Below are 16,751 nucleotides of genomic sequence, written 5' to 3' on the forward strand. Positions count from 1 at the left end.
AGTGGGAAGCGGGCCGTCCCGCTGTTTTCGATAGGCCCCAGGGTCGTCCTTGGGGCGGGTGTGCATCCATTACATTTTGCGGCGGTCGCACCGGCCTCTTTGCGAGCAAGATCCCCTCAATCCCAGATCAGCACCTCAGCGGCCGTCGGGTTATAGCCGTTGCACGGGTTGTTCAATTGCGGGCAGTTGGAGATCAGCACGATCACGTCCATCTCGGCGCGCAGCTCCACGTATTTGCCCGGCGCGGAGATGCCGTCCTCGAACGTCAAGCCACCCTCGGCGGTCACCGGCACGTTCATGAAAAAATTGATGTTGGGGCTGATGTCCTGCTTGCCCAAACGGCCGTCGTGCTGGCACGCGTGGAGAAAGTTGTCGCGGCAGCTGTGCATGTGGCGTTTGTCCAAGGCGTAGCGCACGGTGTTGCTCTCTTGCGAACAGGCGCCGCCAAGGGTGTCGTGGCGCCCGCAGGTGTCATCGACGATGGTCAGCAACGGCCGGCCAAGGTTGGAATACAACACGCTACCGGTGCTCAGGTACACCCGGCCCTGGCGGCGCAAGGTGCGTTGCACGTCATAGCGCTCGCTGGGGTCGGCGGCGCTATAGAACAGCGTGTCCACCGCCTGGTTGCCTTCGAGGTCGAGCAGGCGCAGGGTCTGCCCGGCCTTTATCTCTGTCATGAAGGGCTCGCCGGCGCCAATGATGTAGCGGGCAACGGCGGTTTCCGGGTGCAGGGTCGAAAGTGTCATGGTCGCAGTCCTCAGCTCGGTTCAGGCAAACAGCCGATCGGTGTTGATGAAGCCGCGCTCGTTCTCGGGGCGCGAGGTACGGCAGCCCTCGGCGACGCTGGCGTCGGCGTTCATCCAGGTCAGGGTCAGCGGCTTGGGGGCATAGACCGGGTTCGGGTCCATCGGGTGTTGCAGCGCGGTCAGCAGCACCAGGGTGTCCATCGGTGCGTACAGCTCGATGCAGTCACCGGCCTTGGAATTGCCCGGGACGAAGTGCAGTTGGGCGTCGCGGTCGACATCAACGCGGCTGAACAGATTGAGAGTCATCAACAGGTCGGCCAGGCCCAGGCCCCATTTGCCCAGTTCGATCAGCAGGTTGTCGACGCCATTGCGGTGGTAGCCGTTGCGCAGTTCCTGATAGCGACCCTGGCCGTATTTCTCCAGTGCTTCGCTGGCACTGAGGACGCCGCCGAGGCTGTCGCTCCAGCCGCAGGTGTCTTTGGTGATGGCCGCCAGCACGTTGCCCATGTCCGAGTACAGGCAGTGGCCCTGGGTGAGCTTGGCGGTGTGCTGGCATTTGAGGCTGTCGGGCAGGTTCAGTCGTTCGGTTTTTTCCCGGGCGTTGAGCAGCATCAGGCTGACGTTGGCGCCGCCTTCCAGATCGGTGAGCCGCAGCAGCTGGCCGCGCTTGAGTACAAAGGAGCGATGGCCGCCGCCGGGCAGGGCTTCTTCGGCGATGACGGGGTAGTGGAGAGTGGTCATATGAGGGTTCCTCGAATCGGTTGCAGACTGCCCAGCAGCGCGGCGGGCAGGGTCTCATCGGCAGTGCGATTGGCACGCCGATCGGCGTTCAGGGGCAGGTCGTAGGTGATGCGTGCGCCATAGGCCATGGGCGCGTGCGGGTCGACGCGGACCTTGTCGAACACCATCAGGCGGGTGCCGAGGCTGAACCCTTCGCTGAGGTCGTGGGTGACCATGAACACAGTGAGTCGGGTTTCGCGCCACAGCTCCAGCAGCAGGGCGTGCATGTCCTTGCGGATGCCGGGGTCAAGGGCGCCGAACGGCTCGTCGAGCAGCAGCACGCGTGGTTTCATGATCAGCGCCTGGGCAATGGCCAAGCGTTGCTGCATGCCGCCGGACAACTGCGCCGGGTACTTGCCCAAGGCGTGGCCAAGGCCGACCTTGATCAGCAGCGCCTCGGCCTGCTCGCGCGCCAAGCGTTTGCGGTGGCCGAACAAGCGCCCTGACAACGGCGCGAGGGGCAGTTCCAGGCCGAGGACGACGTTGTCCAGCACCGTCAAATGCGGGAACACCGAGTAGCGCTGGAACACCACGCCGCGGCTGGCATCCGGTTCGCCGGCCAGGGGCTGGCCATCGAGCAGAATCTCGCCGCGGCTGACCCGTTCCTGGCCCAGCAGCAAGCGCAGGAAGGTGGATTTGCCACAGCCGGATGTGCCCACCAAGGTGCAGAACTCGCCTTCGGCGATGCTCAGGTTCAAGCCTTCGAGCACCACGTGGTCGCCGTACTGTTGCCACACGTTGCGTACCTGGATGATGCTCATGCGCGCGCTCCTTCATACCAGGGGAAGGCTCGGCGGGTGAGGTGCTTGAGGCCCAGGTCCATCAGCCATGCCAGCAAGGTGATCCACACCACGTAGGGCAAAATCACGTCCATGGCCAGGTAGCGGCGTACCAGAAAGATGCGATAGCCCAGGCCGTCTTCGGAGGCGATGGCTTCGGCGGCGATCAGGAACAACCACGCCGAACCCAGCACCAGCCGCAGCGAGATCAACAAGCGCGGCAGCAGTTGCGGCAGCACCACGCGCAGGATGAGCGTCCAGGTCGAAGCGCCCAGGGTCTGCGCCTTGATCAACAGCTCGACAGGGATTTCCCGCGCGCGCTGTTCTAGATCACGGGCGAGGATGGGGGTGATGCCGATGACGATCAGCATCACCTTGGACAACTCGCCCAGGCCGAAGACGATGAACAGAATCGGCAGGATCGCCAGCGGCGGCACCATCGACAGCACTACTAGCAAGGGTGACAACGGCGCACCGAACAGCGGCAAGGTGCCCGCAGCGATGCCCAGGCACAGGCCCACCACGGCGCTGACGCCCAGGCCGATGGCCAGGCGCTGCAGGCTCGAGGCGGTGTCCTGCCAGAGCAGGTAGCCGCCGCTGCGTTTGTCCTCGGTAAAGGCCATGCGTTTCACCGCATCGCTCATCTGCACGGCGCTGGGCAGCAGTTTGTCGTTGGGGTTTTCCGTCAGCCGTTGCGCCGAGCCGAAAAAATACGCGCACAGCAGCAGGGCGAACGGCAGTATCACCAGCAACAGCCGACTGGGGCGATCGGGATGACGATTGATCAGGCGCATGGCGCGTCCTCCAGGGTTACAGCTTGCCGTCGGCGGCCATTTGCACGTAGGTCGGGTCGAAGTGCAGCTTGAGGTTGGCCTTGTCGCCGCGGGTTACGCCATGGGCGAAGCTCATGCCTACCGCGCTGCTGTCCTTGGCGCCTTCACCGAGCAGGCCGTGATCGAATGAGAAACCGGCAACCTTGTCCATGGTCTTCGGCAGCTCGGCACTGTTGGCAAAGTCCAGCGTCTGCTGTGGGGTGTAGAACAGTGCGGTGGTGGCCAACTGCGCCTTGAAGCCCGCCAGGTCGGTACCTGAGGCTTTGGCCATGTGTTCCAGGGCGGCTTCACCGGCAGCGGATTTGCTGTTCATCAACGCCATGACCTCGAACCAGGCGCCGGTCAGTGCCTTGCCCAGGGCGGGGTTGTCCTTGAGGGTCTGGGTGTTGACCACCATCATGTCCATGATTTCGCCGGGGATCTTGCTCGAGTCGAACACTTCGGTCACGCCCGGCTTGGCCTTGATGTCGGCGAGCATCGGGTTCCAGGTGGTGACGGCCTGGACCTGATCGGTGTTGAAGGCGGCGCTGATGTCAGCGTCGGAGGTGTTCACCACTTTGAGGTCTTTTTCACGCAGGCTAACGCTGTCCAGCGCTCGGGCCAGCAGGTAGTGGGACACGGAGAGCTCCACCAGGTTGACGTTCATGCCCTTGAGGTCTTTGACGGTCTTGCCGGTGCCCTTGATGACGATGCCGTCGTTGCCGTTGGAGAAGTCGCTGACCACCAGCGCGGTGCTGTCGACGCCACCGGCGGCGGGGATGGTCAGGGCGTCCATGTTGGTCATGGTGCAGCCATCGAACTGGCCGGCGGTGTACTGGTTGATTGATTCGACATAGTCGTTGAGCTGAGTGACCTTGATGTCGATGCCGTATTTTTTCGCCCACTTGTCGACGATGCCTTGGGTGCCTGCATATTCCCAAGGCATCCAGCCGGCGTAGATGGTCCAGCACACGTTGAAGTGGTCTTTGCTGGCGGCTTGGGAAGAGAAGCTGAGCACGGCGCTGAGGCCAGCGGCGAGAAACGCCATCAAGCGAGGTCTTGAGGTTTGCATAGTGAATCTCCAGTTGATCGTGGGTGCACAGGAGGCCTCGCGACACCGATGAAGGTGTGCTGTCTCCCGGGCTTTTATCCCGCCGTGTAACCTCAACTGGAGGTCGCCGACTCTCGGACCAGTCACTCGCGTTCAGCGAGCCGGAACCCTAGTCAGCCATTGCAAATTGTAGTGCCGCGAACCTGTGATGACTCCTGCACGCCAAGCTATAAGCGAGAGTTGTGCCAACTGGCTGGAGGCCGCGGTTTTGTTGAGTAGAGCGAAATCGGATCATGATATTTACGCCCCGAAACAGTGCGTCTGCACCCTGTGGGAGCAGAAGTGTCTATCAAGCCGCGATGCGCAGGTTTTCCAGAACCACCGGGCGGGCCCAGCGCTGATCGAAGTCCAGCTCACTTTGCTGTTTGGCCAGCGTGGTCGCGTCGAATGGTGCTGGCGCGGCGGGCAGCAGATCGGTTTCGAATTCGGCGATCGGCAGGAATAATGGCCGTGGCGCAGGGGCTGGGCCGGGCTCTGGCAGGGGTTGGCCGTGGCTCATCACTACCGGGCGGCGCCAGCTGATATCGGTATCCAGGTGAGCTTGCTGAGCGACGATCTCGTCGGCGCTGAACGGCTTGGCGACTGCGGGCAGGAGGTCCAGATCGAACTCGGCGATCGGCAGGAACAGTGGCTCGGGTGGGCGTACTTCGGTGTCCTGGACGCTGCACTGGCGCTGGCTGACGATCTGCTCGAGGATCTGACTGCCAGTGATCGGTTCGCCTTCGCTGCTCAACGCCGGTTCTGCGCTGTAGGCCGCGAGTGCGGTATCCTCGCCGCCCTGATCCGCCATTGCCCGGGCAAAGAAGTCTTGCCACAGATGGCTTACGCCGCCCAGTGCCTGGGTGTTGTGCAGGTTAAAGTCGCTAATGGGCGACAGATAACCAATGGCGTTGGATTGGAGTTGGGTCATGGCAGTCGGGACCGCGAGGCTTGGGTTTTTGAGGTCGGGTTTCTGGGCCTGTTTCTGGGCCGAGATACCTGGACACAATACTTATCGGCGGCTGTGGCCGATCTTTTAATTTTTTTTCGAGTAAGCGATTCATGTCAGAACCCCAGGCCCCGAGCCGAATCCAGGTGCAGGCGCTGAGTGCCGTCTGTCAGCTACAGGCCGAGCAATGGGCACAACGCCTGGGCTTGCCCTTGCAACTGGATGACCCGGAATTTGCCCTGCAGGCTACCGAGCAAGGCTTGCAGCTGCAGCAACTCGGCCCCCAGGCGCCGGGTGCGGTACGGGTGGATTTCGTCGAGGGCGCAGTCGCCCATCGGCGGTTGTTCGGCGGCGGCAGCGGGCAGATGATCGCCAAGGCGGTGGGCATTCAACCGGGCGTGCGCCCGCTGGTGCTGGATGCGACGGCGGGGCTGGGCAAGGACGCGTTCGTGCTGGCCAGCCTGGGCTGCACCATGAGTTTGATCGAGCGCCAGCCGATCATCGCGGCTCTGCTCGAAGACGGTCTGCGCCGGGCAATCGGCGATGAAGAGGTAGGGGCCATCGTGGCGCGCATGCGCTTGCTGACAGGTAACGCCATCGAATTGATGCGCGGCTGGCAAGAGCAAGCGCCGCAGGTGATCTACCTCGACCCGATGTTTCCCCACCGCGACAAGAGCGCCTTGGTGAAAAAGGAGATGCGCCTGTTCAGGCCGTTGGTAGGCGATGATATGGACGCCCCGGCCTTGCTCGAAGCGGCCCTGGCGCTGGCCAGCCACCGGGTAGTGGTCAAGCGGCCACGCAAGGCGCCGTGCATCGAGGGGCCCAAGCCGAGCCATGCGCTGGAAGGGAAATCCAGTCGATACGATATTTATCCGAAGAAGGCGCTCAAGCCCTGAGTGTTGCGTTGCCTGATCGGGCTTCTGCTCGGCCGTGCCTGCTTACAAGGCGCTAAAGACTTTCTTGGCCAAGCTCGTAGCCGCGGCTGCTGGATTCTGACGAATCGTCTCTTCCTGCTGGGCAATCATTTTGAACAGCCCATCCAGCGCCTTTTCAGTTACATAGCCTTCGACATTGGCATCCTTGGAGTCGACCACGCCCAACGCGGCCGCCTTGCCGGCGAAGCTGTTGTATTGCTGCGCCAGGCCGACTTTGTCAGTGGCCTGCTTGACGATGGGCAGGAACTTGGCGCGGATCTTGTCGCGGCTGCTGGTGTTGAGGTACTGCGTGGCCGAGTCCTTGCCGCCGGTGAGGATGCCCTTGGCATCGGTCACGCTCATGTTCTTGACCGCATCCACCAGGATCGCCTGGGCCTGAGGCACTGCGGCTTCCGCGGCCTTGTTCATGCTCGCCTCGAGCGAATCGACCTGACTGCCCATGCCGAGCATTTTCATCTTGTCGGCGACCTTGCCCAGCTTGCCGGGCAGGCCGATGCGCACGTCCTTGTTGTTGCTGAAACCACCGGGCACACCGAGCTCCTTGACCGCGACCTGGGCGCCCTGAGTGAGGGCATCCTTGAGGCCGCCGTTGGCATCGCCCTGGGACAGGCTGGACAGCGAAAGTGCAAAGGCATTGGCGCAAATGAGCAAGCCAGCGCAGAGGCCGGCAAAGGTGGCGGTGCGACGAATCATGGGCAACATCCTTCCAGAGTGACGGAATCGCAGGCGCCCTGCGAGCCGTGTTGTAAATGGCCGATCAGGGTCAGCGTAATGCGTCGACACGAATCCGCAGCGGCACGGGATCGCTGCCATCGAGCTTGACCCCATTGTGCTCGGTACTGATGAACAGCAATTTGCCGTCCACTTCGATGCGTGCGCTCACCGCAAAGCGATGGCCAGACTGCACCTTGGCCGGATCGTATGGCAAGTGAAACGCCAGCGGCACCTGGCCATTGACCGGTCCGCTCTGGCGCGCCAGCACCACGGCCGGGGCATCGGCCAGCGATACGTCCTGCAGCGTGACGCTCAGGATAGCGGTCGGTGGCAGTGCCGAACGCTGCAGGTAGAACACTTCGCCGTCGAGGCTGTGTGACGGCGCCGCATCCATGCTGCTGCAGGCGCTGAGCAAGGTGCCCAAGAAGGCAATGGTGAGTCGTTTCAAAGCGTCATCCTTATACGGGTGAAAGCCACTCGCCTTGGGCTTCAAGGCGAGTCGATGATGGCCAGGTCGGCTGCGTCCTCGTTGCGGTGCAAGGCGACCTGGCGGATAGAGAGGCGAATGTCCGGCGGCAACACGCGTTTGGCCGCGCCTTCGGCCAGTTCGCCGAGCATTTCATGGTAGCCGAGCTTGCCGTCCTCGCCGCGGCGCACCACGCCGACGTCCAGCAGGCTCTGGATAAAGTGGCGGAACAAGCTTTTGTCGAAAAACTCCGGCGCGTTGAGGCCATGCAGAATCGACAGGCGCTGAGCCATGACCGTGCACAGTTCTTCCAGCTCCTCGCTGGTCAGGTTGCTCTGACCGGCGTTGAGCAGCAAGGCGATGGCCATGTAGAAGCGTTGCAGGGTCTGGGCGATGGTGCGCGACAGCAGCGTCAGCAGCACGAAATGCCGCGAGCTTGGTGCTGGGCGCAGGTACAGGTCGTTCTCCAGGCGCAACAGGCCGTGCTCGACGAATGCCACCAGCCACTGATCCACCACCGCGTCCAGCTCCGCGATGTCCCAGCGAATGAACAGCTCCTTTTGCAGGAACGGGTACAGCGCTTTGGTGTAGCGCAGGATCTGCTCGCGGTTCATGCGCGAAGAGCTCTGGAAGAAGCTCGCCAGCAGCGCCGGCAGGGCGAAGATGTGCAATACGTTGTTGCGGTAATAGGTCATCAGGACGGCGTTCTGTTCGTCCAGATAGTAGATCTTGCCCAGCGCATCGGCCTGTTCGGCCAGTAGATCCATGCTTTTGACGTGATCGATCAGGCTGCGGGCATCGCCCTCGGGCACCGTGGTGTGCGGCGAGTAGGGCACCTGGCGCAACAAGGCCAGGTACAGGTCGAGCACCCGCGCCAGCGCCCGCTCGTCCAGCGCCAGGCGCGAGGTGGACAACAGCGCCAGGGCCACCAGGTTGACGGGGTTCACCGCCGCGGCTTCGTTGAGATGCCGCGCCACGGTTTCGCCCAGGCGGTGGGTGGTTGCGTTCAGCCACTCCGGCTTGTACTGCGGCCCTAGGTCCTGCTCGCGCCAGCCAGGTTGCTCGCGTTCGAGAAACTCGGCCAGCTTGATCGGTTCGCCGAAGTTGACCGCCACTTGGCCGAACTTCTGCTTGAGTGCGCCGATGACCTTGAAGATATCGAAGATCGATTCTTTCTTCTTGGTGGCTCCGCGCAATTCGCCCAGGTAGGTACGGCCTTCAAGCACTCGCTCGTAGCCGATATACACCGGCACGAAGACGATAGGCGTGCGTGAAGAACGCAGGAAACTGCGCATCGTGATCGCCAGCATGCCGGTTTTTGGCTGCAGCATGCGCCCGGTGCGCGAGCGTCCGCCTTCGACGAAGTACTCCACCGGGAAGCCCTTGGTGAAGAGGGTGTGCAGATACTCGTTGAACACCGCGGTGTAGAGCGGATTGCCCTTGAAGGTGCGGCGCATGAAAAACGCCCCGCCGCGGCGCAGCAGCGCGCCGATCACCGGCATGTTGAGGTTGATGCCGGCAGCGATATGCGGCGTGGTCAGGCCGTTGCGAAACAGCAGGTAGGACAGCAGCAGGTAGTCGATATGGCTGCGGTGGCAGGGCACGTAGATGATCTCGTTGCCCTGGGCGATGTCCTGCACACCTTCGATATGGTTGACCTTGACGCCGTCGTAGATCTTGTTCCAGAACCAGCTCAGCACCACTTCGAGGAAGCGGATGGCGGTGTAGGTGTAGTCCGAGGCGATCTCGTTGCCATAACGCAGCGCCTGGGCTTCGGCTTTGGCCGGGGGAATGTGCTGGCGTTCGGCTTCTTCGCTGATGGCTTGGCGCACCAGTGGGTCGTGGATCAGGCCCTTGACCAGATTGCGCCGGTGCGAGATGTCGGGGCCGATGACGGCGGTCTTCTGGTTGCGAAAGTGCACACGCAGGGTGCGCTGGGCCAAGCGCACGGTACGCTCCTGGCCCTTGTTGTGACTGACTAGTTCGCGCAGCTGAATGGGCGCGGCGAATTGCACCCGAGTCTTGCGGCCGAGGATCAGAATGGTGACCAGCCGGCGCAGGCGCCCGGTGACTGCCCAGCTGTCGGCGAACAGCAGCTTCCAGGGGCTCGACTCGCTGGCCGGCGACTGCCCCCAGAACACGCTGACCGGCACGATCTGCGCGTCCTGGCTGGTGTCTTCGATCAGCAACTTGACCAGCCGTTCGAGGGTCGGCGGTGCCCCGCGTTTATCCTGGCGGCCCAGCCAGTCGGGGGCCGGGGTCAGGTAAAAATAGGCCATTGGTTCCATTTGCGAACCGATCGCCACGGGCAGCACCGGGCGCGGCAGATTGGCTTTGCTGCACTCGCGATCCACTACCGCCAGATCACTCACCGACGGCGACTGCAGCACGTAGAACGTCGGCCGACTGCGGTCCAGGTTGAGATTGAACGAGGACTGGTTGATGGTCTCGGAACGCACCCACAGGTAGAGCAATCGGCGCAGGGTACCAAAGAAGAGACGGCGCAGCGGTGATCGGGTCATGAATTAGCCTTTTGCGGCGCGCTGAACGTGATCAAGCAGTCCGCCAGGTAATCTCTTCTTCACCATCGACACTGATGCGAATCCAGCGATCAGCGTCTTCCTCGCCTTCTTCTTCTATCCAGGTGCCGGGGGCGCAGCGTACTTCGACTTGCAGGGCGGCAAAGGCGGCGCGGGCGCAGGCGACGTCGTCCTCCCAAGGGGTCTGGTCGCTGTCCAGAAACAGGCTGTTCCACTTGCCCACGGCCTTGGGCAGCCAGGTGACCGGCACGTCGCCCGCGCGGCATTTCCAGGTCTGGCCTTTTTGCACCCACTCGCTACAAGTACCCAGCGCGGCTTCGAGCCAGGCGGTGATGGCCTTGTGGTCGACGTCGGCGTCCTTGAGGTAAATCTCGATATCCGGTTGGCGCATGGCAGGGCTCGCTGAAGCAGGAATTAGTGTGCGACGAAATAATCGTAACGCATGGAAACAGTGACCACGAACGGCTTGGCCTGTTCGATCACTGCGGCGCGACGTTCGGCACTGGCGCGCCAGCCGTGGGGCGTCATGGCCAGCAGATTGGCGCGTGAGGGCGCGTCGATCAGTTTGAGCTTGAAGGTCAGGGTTTCGCTGTGATCGAGTTGCAGGCCGTCCGGCACTTGGGCCAAGTGCTTGTCGTCGACGTATTCGCGCACTTCGTCGTATAGCGCCTCGCGCAGTTCCATCAGATGGCCGCTGGTCGGCCCCACACGCATCAGACCGCCGCCGGGGCTGAGCAGGCGCTTGGCCTCGTTCCAGTCCAGCGGGCTGAACACGCTGGTGAGGAACTGACAGCTGGCATCCGCCAACGGTACGCGGGCCATGCTCGCCACCAGCCAGTTGACCCCAGGCGCACGTTTGCAGGCGCGCTTGACGGCCTCGCGGGAGATGTCCAAGGCGTAACCGTCGGAGCGTGGCAGGGCTTCGGCGATTTGCGCGGTGTAGTAACCCTCGCCACAGCCGATATCGAGCCAGCGCTGCGGCCAGTGTTTGGCGGCCAACTCGGCCAGGCGCGCCGCCACGGGGGCGTAATGACCTTCGTTGAGGAAATCGCGGCGGGCTTCGACCATGGCCAGGTTGTCGCCCGGATCGCGGCTGTTCTTGTGCTGCACCGGCAACAGGTTCAGGTAGCCCTGGCGCGCGCGATCGAAACGATGGCCGCTGGGGCAGACCATGCCGTTTTCAGCCTTGGCGAGCATGGCTGTGCAGAGGGGGCAAGTGAGCATCAGGCGAGCAACTTGATCAAGGTGTGATAGTAGATTTCAGTCAGCACGTCGAGATCGCTGGCCAGCACGCGTTCGTCGACCTGGTGAATGGTGGCGTTGACCGGGCCCAGCTCGACCACTTGGGTGCCCATGGTGGCGATGAAACGACCATCGGAGGTGCCGCCACTGGTGGACGGCTGGGTATCACGGCCGGTGACCGCCTTGATACTGGCCGCAACGGCGTCCAGCAGTGCGCCCGGTTCGGTAAGGAACGGCAGGCCGGACAGCGCCCAGTCGATGTGCCAGTCCAGGTCGTGCTTGTCGAGGATGGTGGCCACGCGCTGCTGCAGGCCTTCGACAGTGGATTCGGTCGAGAAGCGGAAATTGAAGATCGCCGTCAGTTCGCCCGGAATGACGTTGGTGGCGCCGGTGCCCGAGTTGAGGTTGGACACCTGGAAGCTGGTCGGCGGGAAGAAATCGTTGCCTTGGTCCCAGTGCTCCGCAGCCAGTTCGGCCAGTGCCGGGGCGGCCAGGTGAATCGGGTTTTTGGCCAGGTGCGGATAGGCCACGTGGCCTTGCTTGCCGCGCACGGTCAAGGTCGCGCCCAGCGAGCCACGGCGGCCGTTCTTGACCACGTCACCCACCAGGGTGGTGCTCGACGGTTCGCCGACGATGCACCAGTCGAGCCGCTCGTTGCGCGCCTTGAGGCGTTCGATCACGGCCTTGGTGCCGTGATGGGCAGGGCCTTCTTCGTCGCTGGTGATCAGGAAGGTGAGCGCGCCACGGTGGTCGGGATAGTCGCCGACGAAACGTTCGGCCGCCACCACCATGGCCGCCAGGCTGCCCTTCATGTCAGCGGCGCCGCGGCCGCAGAGCATGCCGTGTTCATCGATCAAGGCATTGAACGGCTCGACCTGCCAGGCGCTGACCGGGCCGGTCGGCACCACGTCGGTATGCCCGGCGAAGCACAGCACCGGGCCATCGCCCTGGCCATGGTAGGCCCAGAAGTTGTCGACATCCTCGATACGCATCGGCTCCAGCGCGAACCCGGCCGCGCCCAGGCGCTGCATCATCAGCTTCTGGCAGTCGGCATCGACCGGCGTCACCGAGGGGCGACGGATAAGGTCGCAGGCCAGTTGCAGGGTAGGGGAGAGGTCGGCGGGGGCCGTCATGGAAAGACTCCGAAAGCAGGATCAAGGGCGCATAAGGGCCGCTATGTTAAAGCAAATCGGGGTGGGGCGCAGGCGCCAGTTGGTTGCCAGGGAGCGGTGTCCCGGTTCATCTGCTATGTGCCAAGCGGTCACTATGCCCTGCGGGCGCAACCGCGCCCGACCCGTTATCTTGGAAAAGGAATGAAAAGATATGAAAACCATTGTTTTGTTAGTCACGGCCTGCCTGTTCTCGAGTGCCAGTGTCATGGCTTCGTCAGCCATCGATTTCGGCGTCACAGGCAAGATCACCCCCGGCGCCTGTTATCCGACACTGAGCAACAGCACGGTGGATTTCGGCGAGATCAAGGTCACCGAGTTGGAGCGTCACACCGCGACGGTGATTGATCGAAACCGCGTCAACACCCTGAATATCAGTTGCGATGCCGCCACCCTGTTCGGCGTTCGCGGGGTCGATGACCGCGCCGGCAGTGTTGGCAATAACTGGTACCGGGCGGCCTATGGCCTGGGCCTGACCAGTCGCGGAGAAAAGATCGGTGCGCATTATGTCGAGGTGCACCCTGATCGTTCCACGATCAATGGCACGTCGGCATTCACCACCTATAGCGATGCGCGCGGCCAACAGTGGGGCGGCGCCCAGGATGAGCCAAGTGCCATCCCGAACGATGGGCAATTGCTGGGCTTTACCGATGCATACGGGAGCGCGGACGGCCCGGTGCCGATCAAGGACGCCAGCTTCGGCTTGAACCATTTTCTGGTGATAGCACCCGCCAGTGAGCTGACGCTGACCGGTGAGGTGCAGCTCGATGGCAAGGCGACCATCGAATTGATCTATCTCTGAGCGGTGTGCCGGGGAGCATTGCGCCCCCCGGCTTGCAGGCGCGGGCTATTTAGCCTGCGCCGGCTCAGTTTGCAGCAGCGGCCGAGGCTGTGCCGACAGCAGCGCCATGATCAGCGCCGCCAGGTACGGCAGCGACTGCACCAGCAGCATCGCGACCCAGAAGCGCATGTCGGAACTCGGCAGCCCCTGCACCAGGCAGATCCCGGCCGCCGCGCCCCACAGCAAGAGCATGATGAACAGCTCTTCGCGGGCCTCCGATACGGCAACCCAGAAGCCATGGCTGTCTGCATTCTTCGGCGTGCGGAAGAACGGGATGGTCGTGGTGAAGAAGCCGTACAGCACCGCTTTGGCGATGGTGTGCGACAGCGCCAGCCCCGCCAGGGCTGCCGCGAAGGCGTCCTTGAGGTTGACGCCCACCGCGCGGCGGTACAGGAAGATGATCTTGCCGACCTTGAACACGAACAGCGCCAACGGCGGAATCGCGAAGATCATCAGCGGCGGATCGACCCGGTGGGGCACGATGATCATCGCCGCCGACCACAACAGCGCGCCGACGGTGAAGAAGATGTTCATGCCGTCCGCGACCCACGGTAGCCAGCCCGCGAGGAAGTGGTAGCGCTGGCCGCGAGTCAGTTCGGTGCCCTTACCGCGCAGCAGGCTGGCGGTGTGGCGCTTGATGATCTGGATAGCGCCGTAGGCCCAGCGGAAGCGCTGCTTCTTGAAGTCGATAAAGGTGTCGGGCATCAAGCCCTTGCCATAACTTTCGTGGTGATACGCGGCCGACCAGCCCTTCTCGAACACCCGCAGCCCCAGCTCGGCATCCTCGCAGATGCACCAGTCGGCCCAGCCCAGTTCCTCGAGGACGCTGCGGCGGGTCATGGTCATGGTGCCATGCTGGATGATCGCGTCGCGGTCGTTGCGGGTGACCATGCCGATATGGAAGAAGCCCTTGTACTCGGAGTAGCAAAGCTTCTTGAAGGTGCTTTCGTCCTGGTCGCGGTAGTCCTGCGGCGACTGCACGATGGCGATCTTCGGATCGGCGAAGTGCGGCACCATGTGCTTGAGCCAGTTGCGGTGCACGCAGTAGTCGGAGTCGATCACCGCGATCACTTCGGCATCCTTGGCGGTGTGCGGCAGCAGGTAGTTGAGCGCGCCGCCCTTGAACCCGGCCAAGGGCGCGACGTGGAAGAACTTGAAGCGCGGGCCGAGGGTTTCGCAATGCGCCTTGACCGGCTCCCAGACTGCCGGGTCCTTAGTGTTGTTGTCGATCAGCAACACTTCGAAGTCGGGGTAATCCAGAGCGGCGAGGGCGTTGAGGGTCTGTTTGACCATCTCTGGCGGCTCGTTGTAGCACGGCACGTGGATCGAGACTTTGGGACGGTAGGCGCTGTCGGTCTCGTTGGGCAGGAATTCCCGGCGGCGCTTGTGGGTCCAGACCGCTTCGGCCAGTTCATGGGCCTCGGTCAGCAGCACGATGAAGACCCCCATCGCCCCGAGTGCCAGCAAAAAGCCCACCGTCAGGCTGAACCAGGTGCTGTACTGCTGGCTGTAGTCATAACCGATCCACACCAGCACCGACCCGCACAGGAAGGCGATAAAGGTCAGGAAGGTCCGACCGCGCTGACGCAGCGCCGAGCCGTCGATCAGCATCAGCGCCAAGGCCAGAGTCGCCAGCACCGCCGAGCCGATCGCCAGTACCCGCCACTGCGGAATAGCGACGATGGGGCCTTCAAAATTGAATTTCTGCTGGCGCTGGGCGTTGAAAACCCCCCAGTACGCGCCTACCGAGCCTTCGTCGCTGGCTTTCCACGGCTGGTCATAGGCCTCGATCACGAAGTAGTTGTAGCCACGGCGATTGAGGGTGTTGACCAGGTTGCGCAGATAAATGGCCTGATCCGCTGGCGATGCATCGGCGCCACCGCGCATGCGGCCATTGCTCGGCCAGCCCACTTCAGAGAGCAGCAGCGGTTTTTTCGGGAACATCTTTTTCAGTTCGTGGGCGCGATCGAGCACGAACTGCTGGGCGTTGCCCACCTTGATGAATTCCCAGTACGGCAGGATGTGCGCGGCGATCAGGTCGACGTGCTTGGCCAGCTCCGGGTTGTGTTCCCAGATGTGCCACTGTTCGGAGGTGGTGACTGGCACTTTGACGGCGGCCCGCACGCGATCGAGGTAGTCGGTCAACTGCTTGACCGTGACTTCCTTGCGAAACAGCGCTTCGTTGCCCACCACCACGCGCACGACGCTGCGGGTGCTGTTGGCCAGTTCGATGACTTTGGCGATTTCCCGCTCGTTGCGCTCCAGATCGGGGCCGATCCAGGCGCCCAGGGTCACGCGCAGGCCGAACTCTTCAGCCAGACGCGGGATGTCCTCCTGGGTGCCATCGACCGAGTACACACGGATGTGGTCGGTCAGCTTGCTCATTTGTTCGAGGTCCTGACGCATTTCTTCGTCGGACGGGTACACGCCTTTCTGCGGGTTCTGCCCCAGGCGGAACGGCGAGTAGGAAAATCCGGAGATCTGATCCGGCCAGTCGGGTGCTGACACCGGACGGTTGATCAAGGCCCAGAAGCCGGTGAACAGCGCGGCAATCGCCACGATCACCACAAGGTTGAGACCAAATTTACGCGATGACATAGGGTGTTCAGGTTCCGATAGGGGGAACGGGCGGTTTGAGAGGCGCGAATCCTACGCGGGCGCTATAGGACTGTATAGGTATAGCCTGTAGGACGTTTCTTGGATTGGAATTCGTGGACGAAGTTCTCGTGGTGATTTCCTGAGTCTCGTCGCGCAGAGCCCGTTGCCACAAGTCAACGTATCTCCATGGGCGAAGCGGGCTGGCGCGTTCGGCAGCGAAGGGGCCAGCAAGGCTGTCTGCATGTATACTGCGCGCCGAATTTCGAGGGCCCGAACCATGAGTGAACAAGATCCCCGTTTTGCCGGCATCGCCCGTTTGTATGGCGTGCAGGGGCTGCAACGCCTGCGTGATGCCCATGTGGCGATCGTCGGTGTCGGCGGGGTCGGCTCGTGGGCGGCCGAAGCCATGGCCCGCAGCGGCGTGGGGGAGATATCGCTGTTCGATCTGGACGACGTCTGCGTCAGCAACAGCAACCGCCAGTTACACGCGCTGGCCGGTACGATCGGCCAGTCCAAGGTCGAGGTGATGGCCGAGCGTTTACGGGCGATCAACCCCGATTGCGTGGTGCATGCAGTGGCCGACTTCGTCACCCGCGAGACCATGGCCGAGTACATCACTCAGGACATGGACTGCGTGCTCGACTGCATCGACAGCATCCATGCCAAGGCGGCTCTGATCGCCTGGTGCAAGCGCCGCAAGATCCTCATCATCACCACCGGCGGCGCGGGCGGGCAGATCGATCCGACGCTGATCCGGGTCGGCGACCTTAACCGCACGTATAACGATCCGCTGGCGTCCAACGTGCGCTCGATGCTGCGTCGTGATTATGGGTTTTCCCGCAATGTGACTCGGCACTACAGCGTGCCCTGCGTGTACTCCACCGAGCAGTTGCGGTATCCACTGCCCGATGGCAGCGTGTGCCTGCAGAAGGGTTTCGTGGGGGAGGGCGTCAAGCTCGACTGCGCCGGGGGCTTCGGCGCGGTCATGATGGTGACCGCCAGCTTCGGCATGGTGGCGGCGTCCAAGGCGGTGGAAAAGCTCGTCGCGGGCTCGCGGCGGCCCTCGGAGCGCTGAAGGTTTTGTGTCAAC

16 protein-coding genes and 1 riboswitch are annotated in these 16,751 nt (G+C 62.9%); of the genes, 3 read left to right on the plus strand and 13 right to left on the minus strand.

Annotated elements, in window-relative coordinates:
* Positions 1-116: 116 nt before the first annotated feature.
* The 6 genes from LIX93_RS15370 to LIX93_RS15395 all read right to left on the minus strand — a co-directional run bounded on the left by LIX93_RS15370 (position 117) and on the right by LIX93_RS15395 (position 5,138).
* A complete protein-coding gene (locus LIX93_RS15370; protein ID WP_226504920.1) occupies positions 117-746 on the minus strand; it encodes an urea amidolyase associated protein UAAP2 in 630 nt (209 codons plus the stop codon).
* 21 nt (positions 747-767) lie between these two features.
* The gene (locus tag LIX93_RS15375; protein ID WP_226504921.1) at positions 768-1,487 is read right to left on the minus strand and encodes an urea amidolyase associated protein UAAP1; all 720 of its coding nucleotides are present in this window, start codon (positions 1,485-1,487) and stop codon (positions 768-770) included.
* Entirely contained in the window at positions 1,484-2,287 is an 804-nt protein-coding gene (locus LIX93_RS15380) for an ABC transporter ATP-binding protein (protein WP_226504922.1), read from the minus strand. Before LIX93_RS15380 ends, LIX93_RS15375 begins: the two co-directional genes overlap by 4 nt.
* Positions 2,284-3,099: an ABC transporter permease gene (locus LIX93_RS15385; protein ID WP_226504923.1), complete on the minus strand. Its 816-nt coding sequence runs from the start codon at positions 3,097-3,099 to the stop codon at positions 2,284-2,286. Before LIX93_RS15385 ends, LIX93_RS15380 begins: the two co-directional genes overlap by 4 nt.
* A 16-nt stretch (positions 3,100-3,115) precedes the next feature.
* On the minus strand, positions 3,116-4,189 hold the full coding sequence (locus tag LIX93_RS15390; RefSeq protein WP_226504924.1) for a putative urea ABC transporter substrate-binding protein: 1,074 nt from the start codon (positions 4,187-4,189) through the stop codon (positions 3,116-3,118).
* Positions 4,190-4,250: 61 nt separating this feature from the next.
* A riboswitch (guanidine-I (ykkC/yxkD leader) is annotated at positions 4,251-4,352 on the minus strand.
* A gap of 165 nt (positions 4,353-4,517) precedes the next feature.
* A complete protein-coding gene (locus tag LIX93_RS15395) occupies positions 4,518-5,138 on the minus strand; it encodes an energy transducer TonB (RefSeq protein WP_226504925.1) in 621 nt (206 codons plus the stop codon).
* Between the two features lie 131 nt (positions 5,139-5,269).
* On the opposite strand from LIX93_RS15395, the gene LIX93_RS15400 reads away from it, so the two are divergent.
* Entirely contained in the window at positions 5,270-6,052 is a 783-nt protein-coding gene (locus LIX93_RS15400) for a class I SAM-dependent methyltransferase (protein ID WP_226504926.1), read from the plus strand.
* Between the two features lie 42 nt (positions 6,053-6,094).
* Here the strand turns inward: LIX93_RS15400 and LIX93_RS15405 are convergent, their stop codons facing one another.
* The 6 genes from LIX93_RS15405 to dapE all read right to left on the minus strand — a co-directional run bounded on the left by LIX93_RS15405 (position 6,095) and on the right by dapE (position 12,186).
* Entirely contained in the window at positions 6,095-6,784 is a 690-nt protein-coding gene (locus tag LIX93_RS15405; protein WP_226504927.1) for a DUF4197 domain-containing protein, read from the minus strand.
* A gap of 70 nt (positions 6,785-6,854) precedes the next feature.
* On the minus strand, positions 6,855-7,253 hold the full coding sequence (locus LIX93_RS15410; protein WP_226504928.1) for a YbaY family lipoprotein: 399 nt from the start codon (positions 7,251-7,253) through the stop codon (positions 6,855-6,857).
* A gap of 41 nt (positions 7,254-7,294) precedes the next feature.
* Entirely contained in the window at positions 7,295-9,793 is a 2,499-nt protein-coding gene (plsB, locus tag LIX93_RS15415) for a glycerol-3-phosphate 1-O-acyltransferase PlsB (protein WP_226504929.1), read from the minus strand.
* A gap of 31 nt (positions 9,794-9,824) precedes the next feature.
* Complete coding sequence (locus tag LIX93_RS15420) at positions 9,825-10,202, minus strand: hypothetical protein (protein WP_226504930.1); 378 nt, start codon at positions 10,200-10,202, stop codon at positions 9,825-9,827.
* A gap of 23 nt (positions 10,203-10,225) precedes the next feature.
* Positions 10,226-11,035 (minus strand): putative RNA methyltransferase, encoded by an 810-nt coding sequence (locus LIX93_RS15425; protein WP_226504931.1) that lies wholly within the window; start codon positions 11,033-11,035, stop codon positions 10,226-10,228.
* Positions 11,035-12,186: a succinyl-diaminopimelate desuccinylase gene (dapE, locus tag LIX93_RS15430; RefSeq protein WP_226504932.1), complete on the minus strand. Its 1,152-nt coding sequence runs from the start codon at positions 12,184-12,186 to the stop codon at positions 11,035-11,037. The genes LIX93_RS15425 and dapE overlap by 1 nt, the downstream gene beginning before the upstream one ends.
* Positions 12,187-12,376: 190 nt before the next feature.
* Here dapE and LIX93_RS15435 point away from each other — a divergent pair, with 190 nt between their 5' ends.
* Positions 12,377-13,024, plus strand: coding sequence for a DUF1120 domain-containing protein (locus tag LIX93_RS15435; RefSeq protein ID WP_226504933.1), 648 nt, complete (start codon positions 12,377-12,379; stop codon positions 13,022-13,024).
* Between the two features lie 45 nt (positions 13,025-13,069).
* Here the strand turns inward: LIX93_RS15435 and LIX93_RS15440 are convergent, their stop codons facing one another.
* Positions 13,070-15,661: a glycosyltransferase gene (locus tag LIX93_RS15440; RefSeq protein ID WP_226504934.1), complete on the minus strand. Its 2,592-nt coding sequence runs from the start codon at positions 15,659-15,661 to the stop codon at positions 13,070-13,072.
* Between the two features lie 277 nt (positions 15,662-15,938).
* On the opposite strand from LIX93_RS15440, the gene tcdA reads away from it, so the two are divergent.
* Positions 15,939-16,736 carry a tRNA cyclic N6-threonylcarbamoyladenosine(37) synthase TcdA gene (tcdA, locus tag LIX93_RS15445; protein WP_226504935.1) on the plus strand — a complete coding sequence of 266 codons (798 nt, stop codon included), beginning with the start codon at positions 15,939-15,941 and terminating at the stop codon, positions 16,734-16,736.
* Positions 16,737-16,751: the final 15 nt, after the last annotated feature.

This window comes from Pseudomonas sp. MWU16-30317 (genome assembly GCF_020515695.1).
GTDB lineage: Bacteria > Pseudomonadota > Gammaproteobacteria > Pseudomonadales > Pseudomonadaceae > Aquipseudomonas.

Excerpts from the sequence above, each read along its gene's own strand:
- LIX93_RS15405 (WP_226504927.1), bottom strand. The coding sequence starts at position 6,784 with ATGATTCGTCGCACCGCCACCTTTGCCGGCCTCTGCGCTGGCTTGCTC.
- LIX93_RS15395 (WP_226504925.1), bottom strand. The coding sequence starts at position 5,138 with ATGACCCAACTCCAATCCAACGCCATTGGTTATCTGTCGCCCATTAGC.
- tcdA (WP_226504935.1), top strand. The coding sequence starts at position 15,939 with ATGAGTGAACAAGATCCCCGTTTTGCCGGCATCGCCCGTTTGTATGGC.
- dapE (WP_226504932.1), bottom strand. The coding sequence starts at position 12,186 with ATGACGGCCCCCGCCGACCTCTCCCCTACCCTGCAACTGGCCTGCGAC.
- LIX93_RS15400 (WP_226504926.1), top strand. The coding sequence starts at position 5,270 with ATGTCAGAACCCCAGGCCCCGAGCCGAATCCAGGTGCAGGCGCTGAGT.
- LIX93_RS15390 (WP_226504924.1), bottom strand. The coding sequence starts at position 4,189 with ATGCAAACCTCAAGACCTCGCTTGATGGCGTTTCTCGCCGCTGGCCTC.
- LIX93_RS15385 (WP_226504923.1), bottom strand. The coding sequence starts at position 3,099 with ATGCGCCTGATCAATCGTCATCCCGATCGCCCCAGTCGGCTGTTGCTG.
- LIX93_RS15380 (WP_226504922.1), bottom strand. The coding sequence starts at position 2,287 with ATGAGCATCATCCAGGTACGCAACGTGTGGCAACAGTACGGCGACCAC.
- LIX93_RS15435 (WP_226504933.1), top strand. The coding sequence starts at position 12,377 with ATGAAAACCATTGTTTTGTTAGTCACGGCCTGCCTGTTCTCGAGTGCC.
- LIX93_RS15370 (WP_226504920.1), bottom strand. The coding sequence starts at position 746 with ATGACACTTTCGACCCTGCACCCGGAAACCGCCGTTGCCCGCTACATC.
- LIX93_RS15375 (WP_226504921.1), bottom strand. The coding sequence starts at position 1,487 with ATGACCACTCTCCACTACCCCGTCATCGCCGAAGAAGCCCTGCCCGGC.
- LIX93_RS15420 (WP_226504930.1), bottom strand. The coding sequence starts at position 10,202 with ATGCGCCAACCGGATATCGAGATTTACCTCAAGGACGCCGACGTCGAC.
- LIX93_RS15425 (WP_226504931.1), bottom strand. The coding sequence starts at position 11,035 with ATGCTCACTTGCCCCCTCTGCACAGCCATGCTCGCCAAGGCTGAAAAC.
- LIX93_RS15440 (WP_226504934.1), bottom strand. The coding sequence starts at position 15,661 with ATGTCATCGCGTAAATTTGGTCTCAACCTTGTGGTGATCGTGGCGATT.
- plsB (WP_226504929.1), bottom strand. The coding sequence starts at position 9,793 with ATGACCCGATCACCGCTGCGCCGTCTCTTCTTTGGTACCCTGCGCCGA.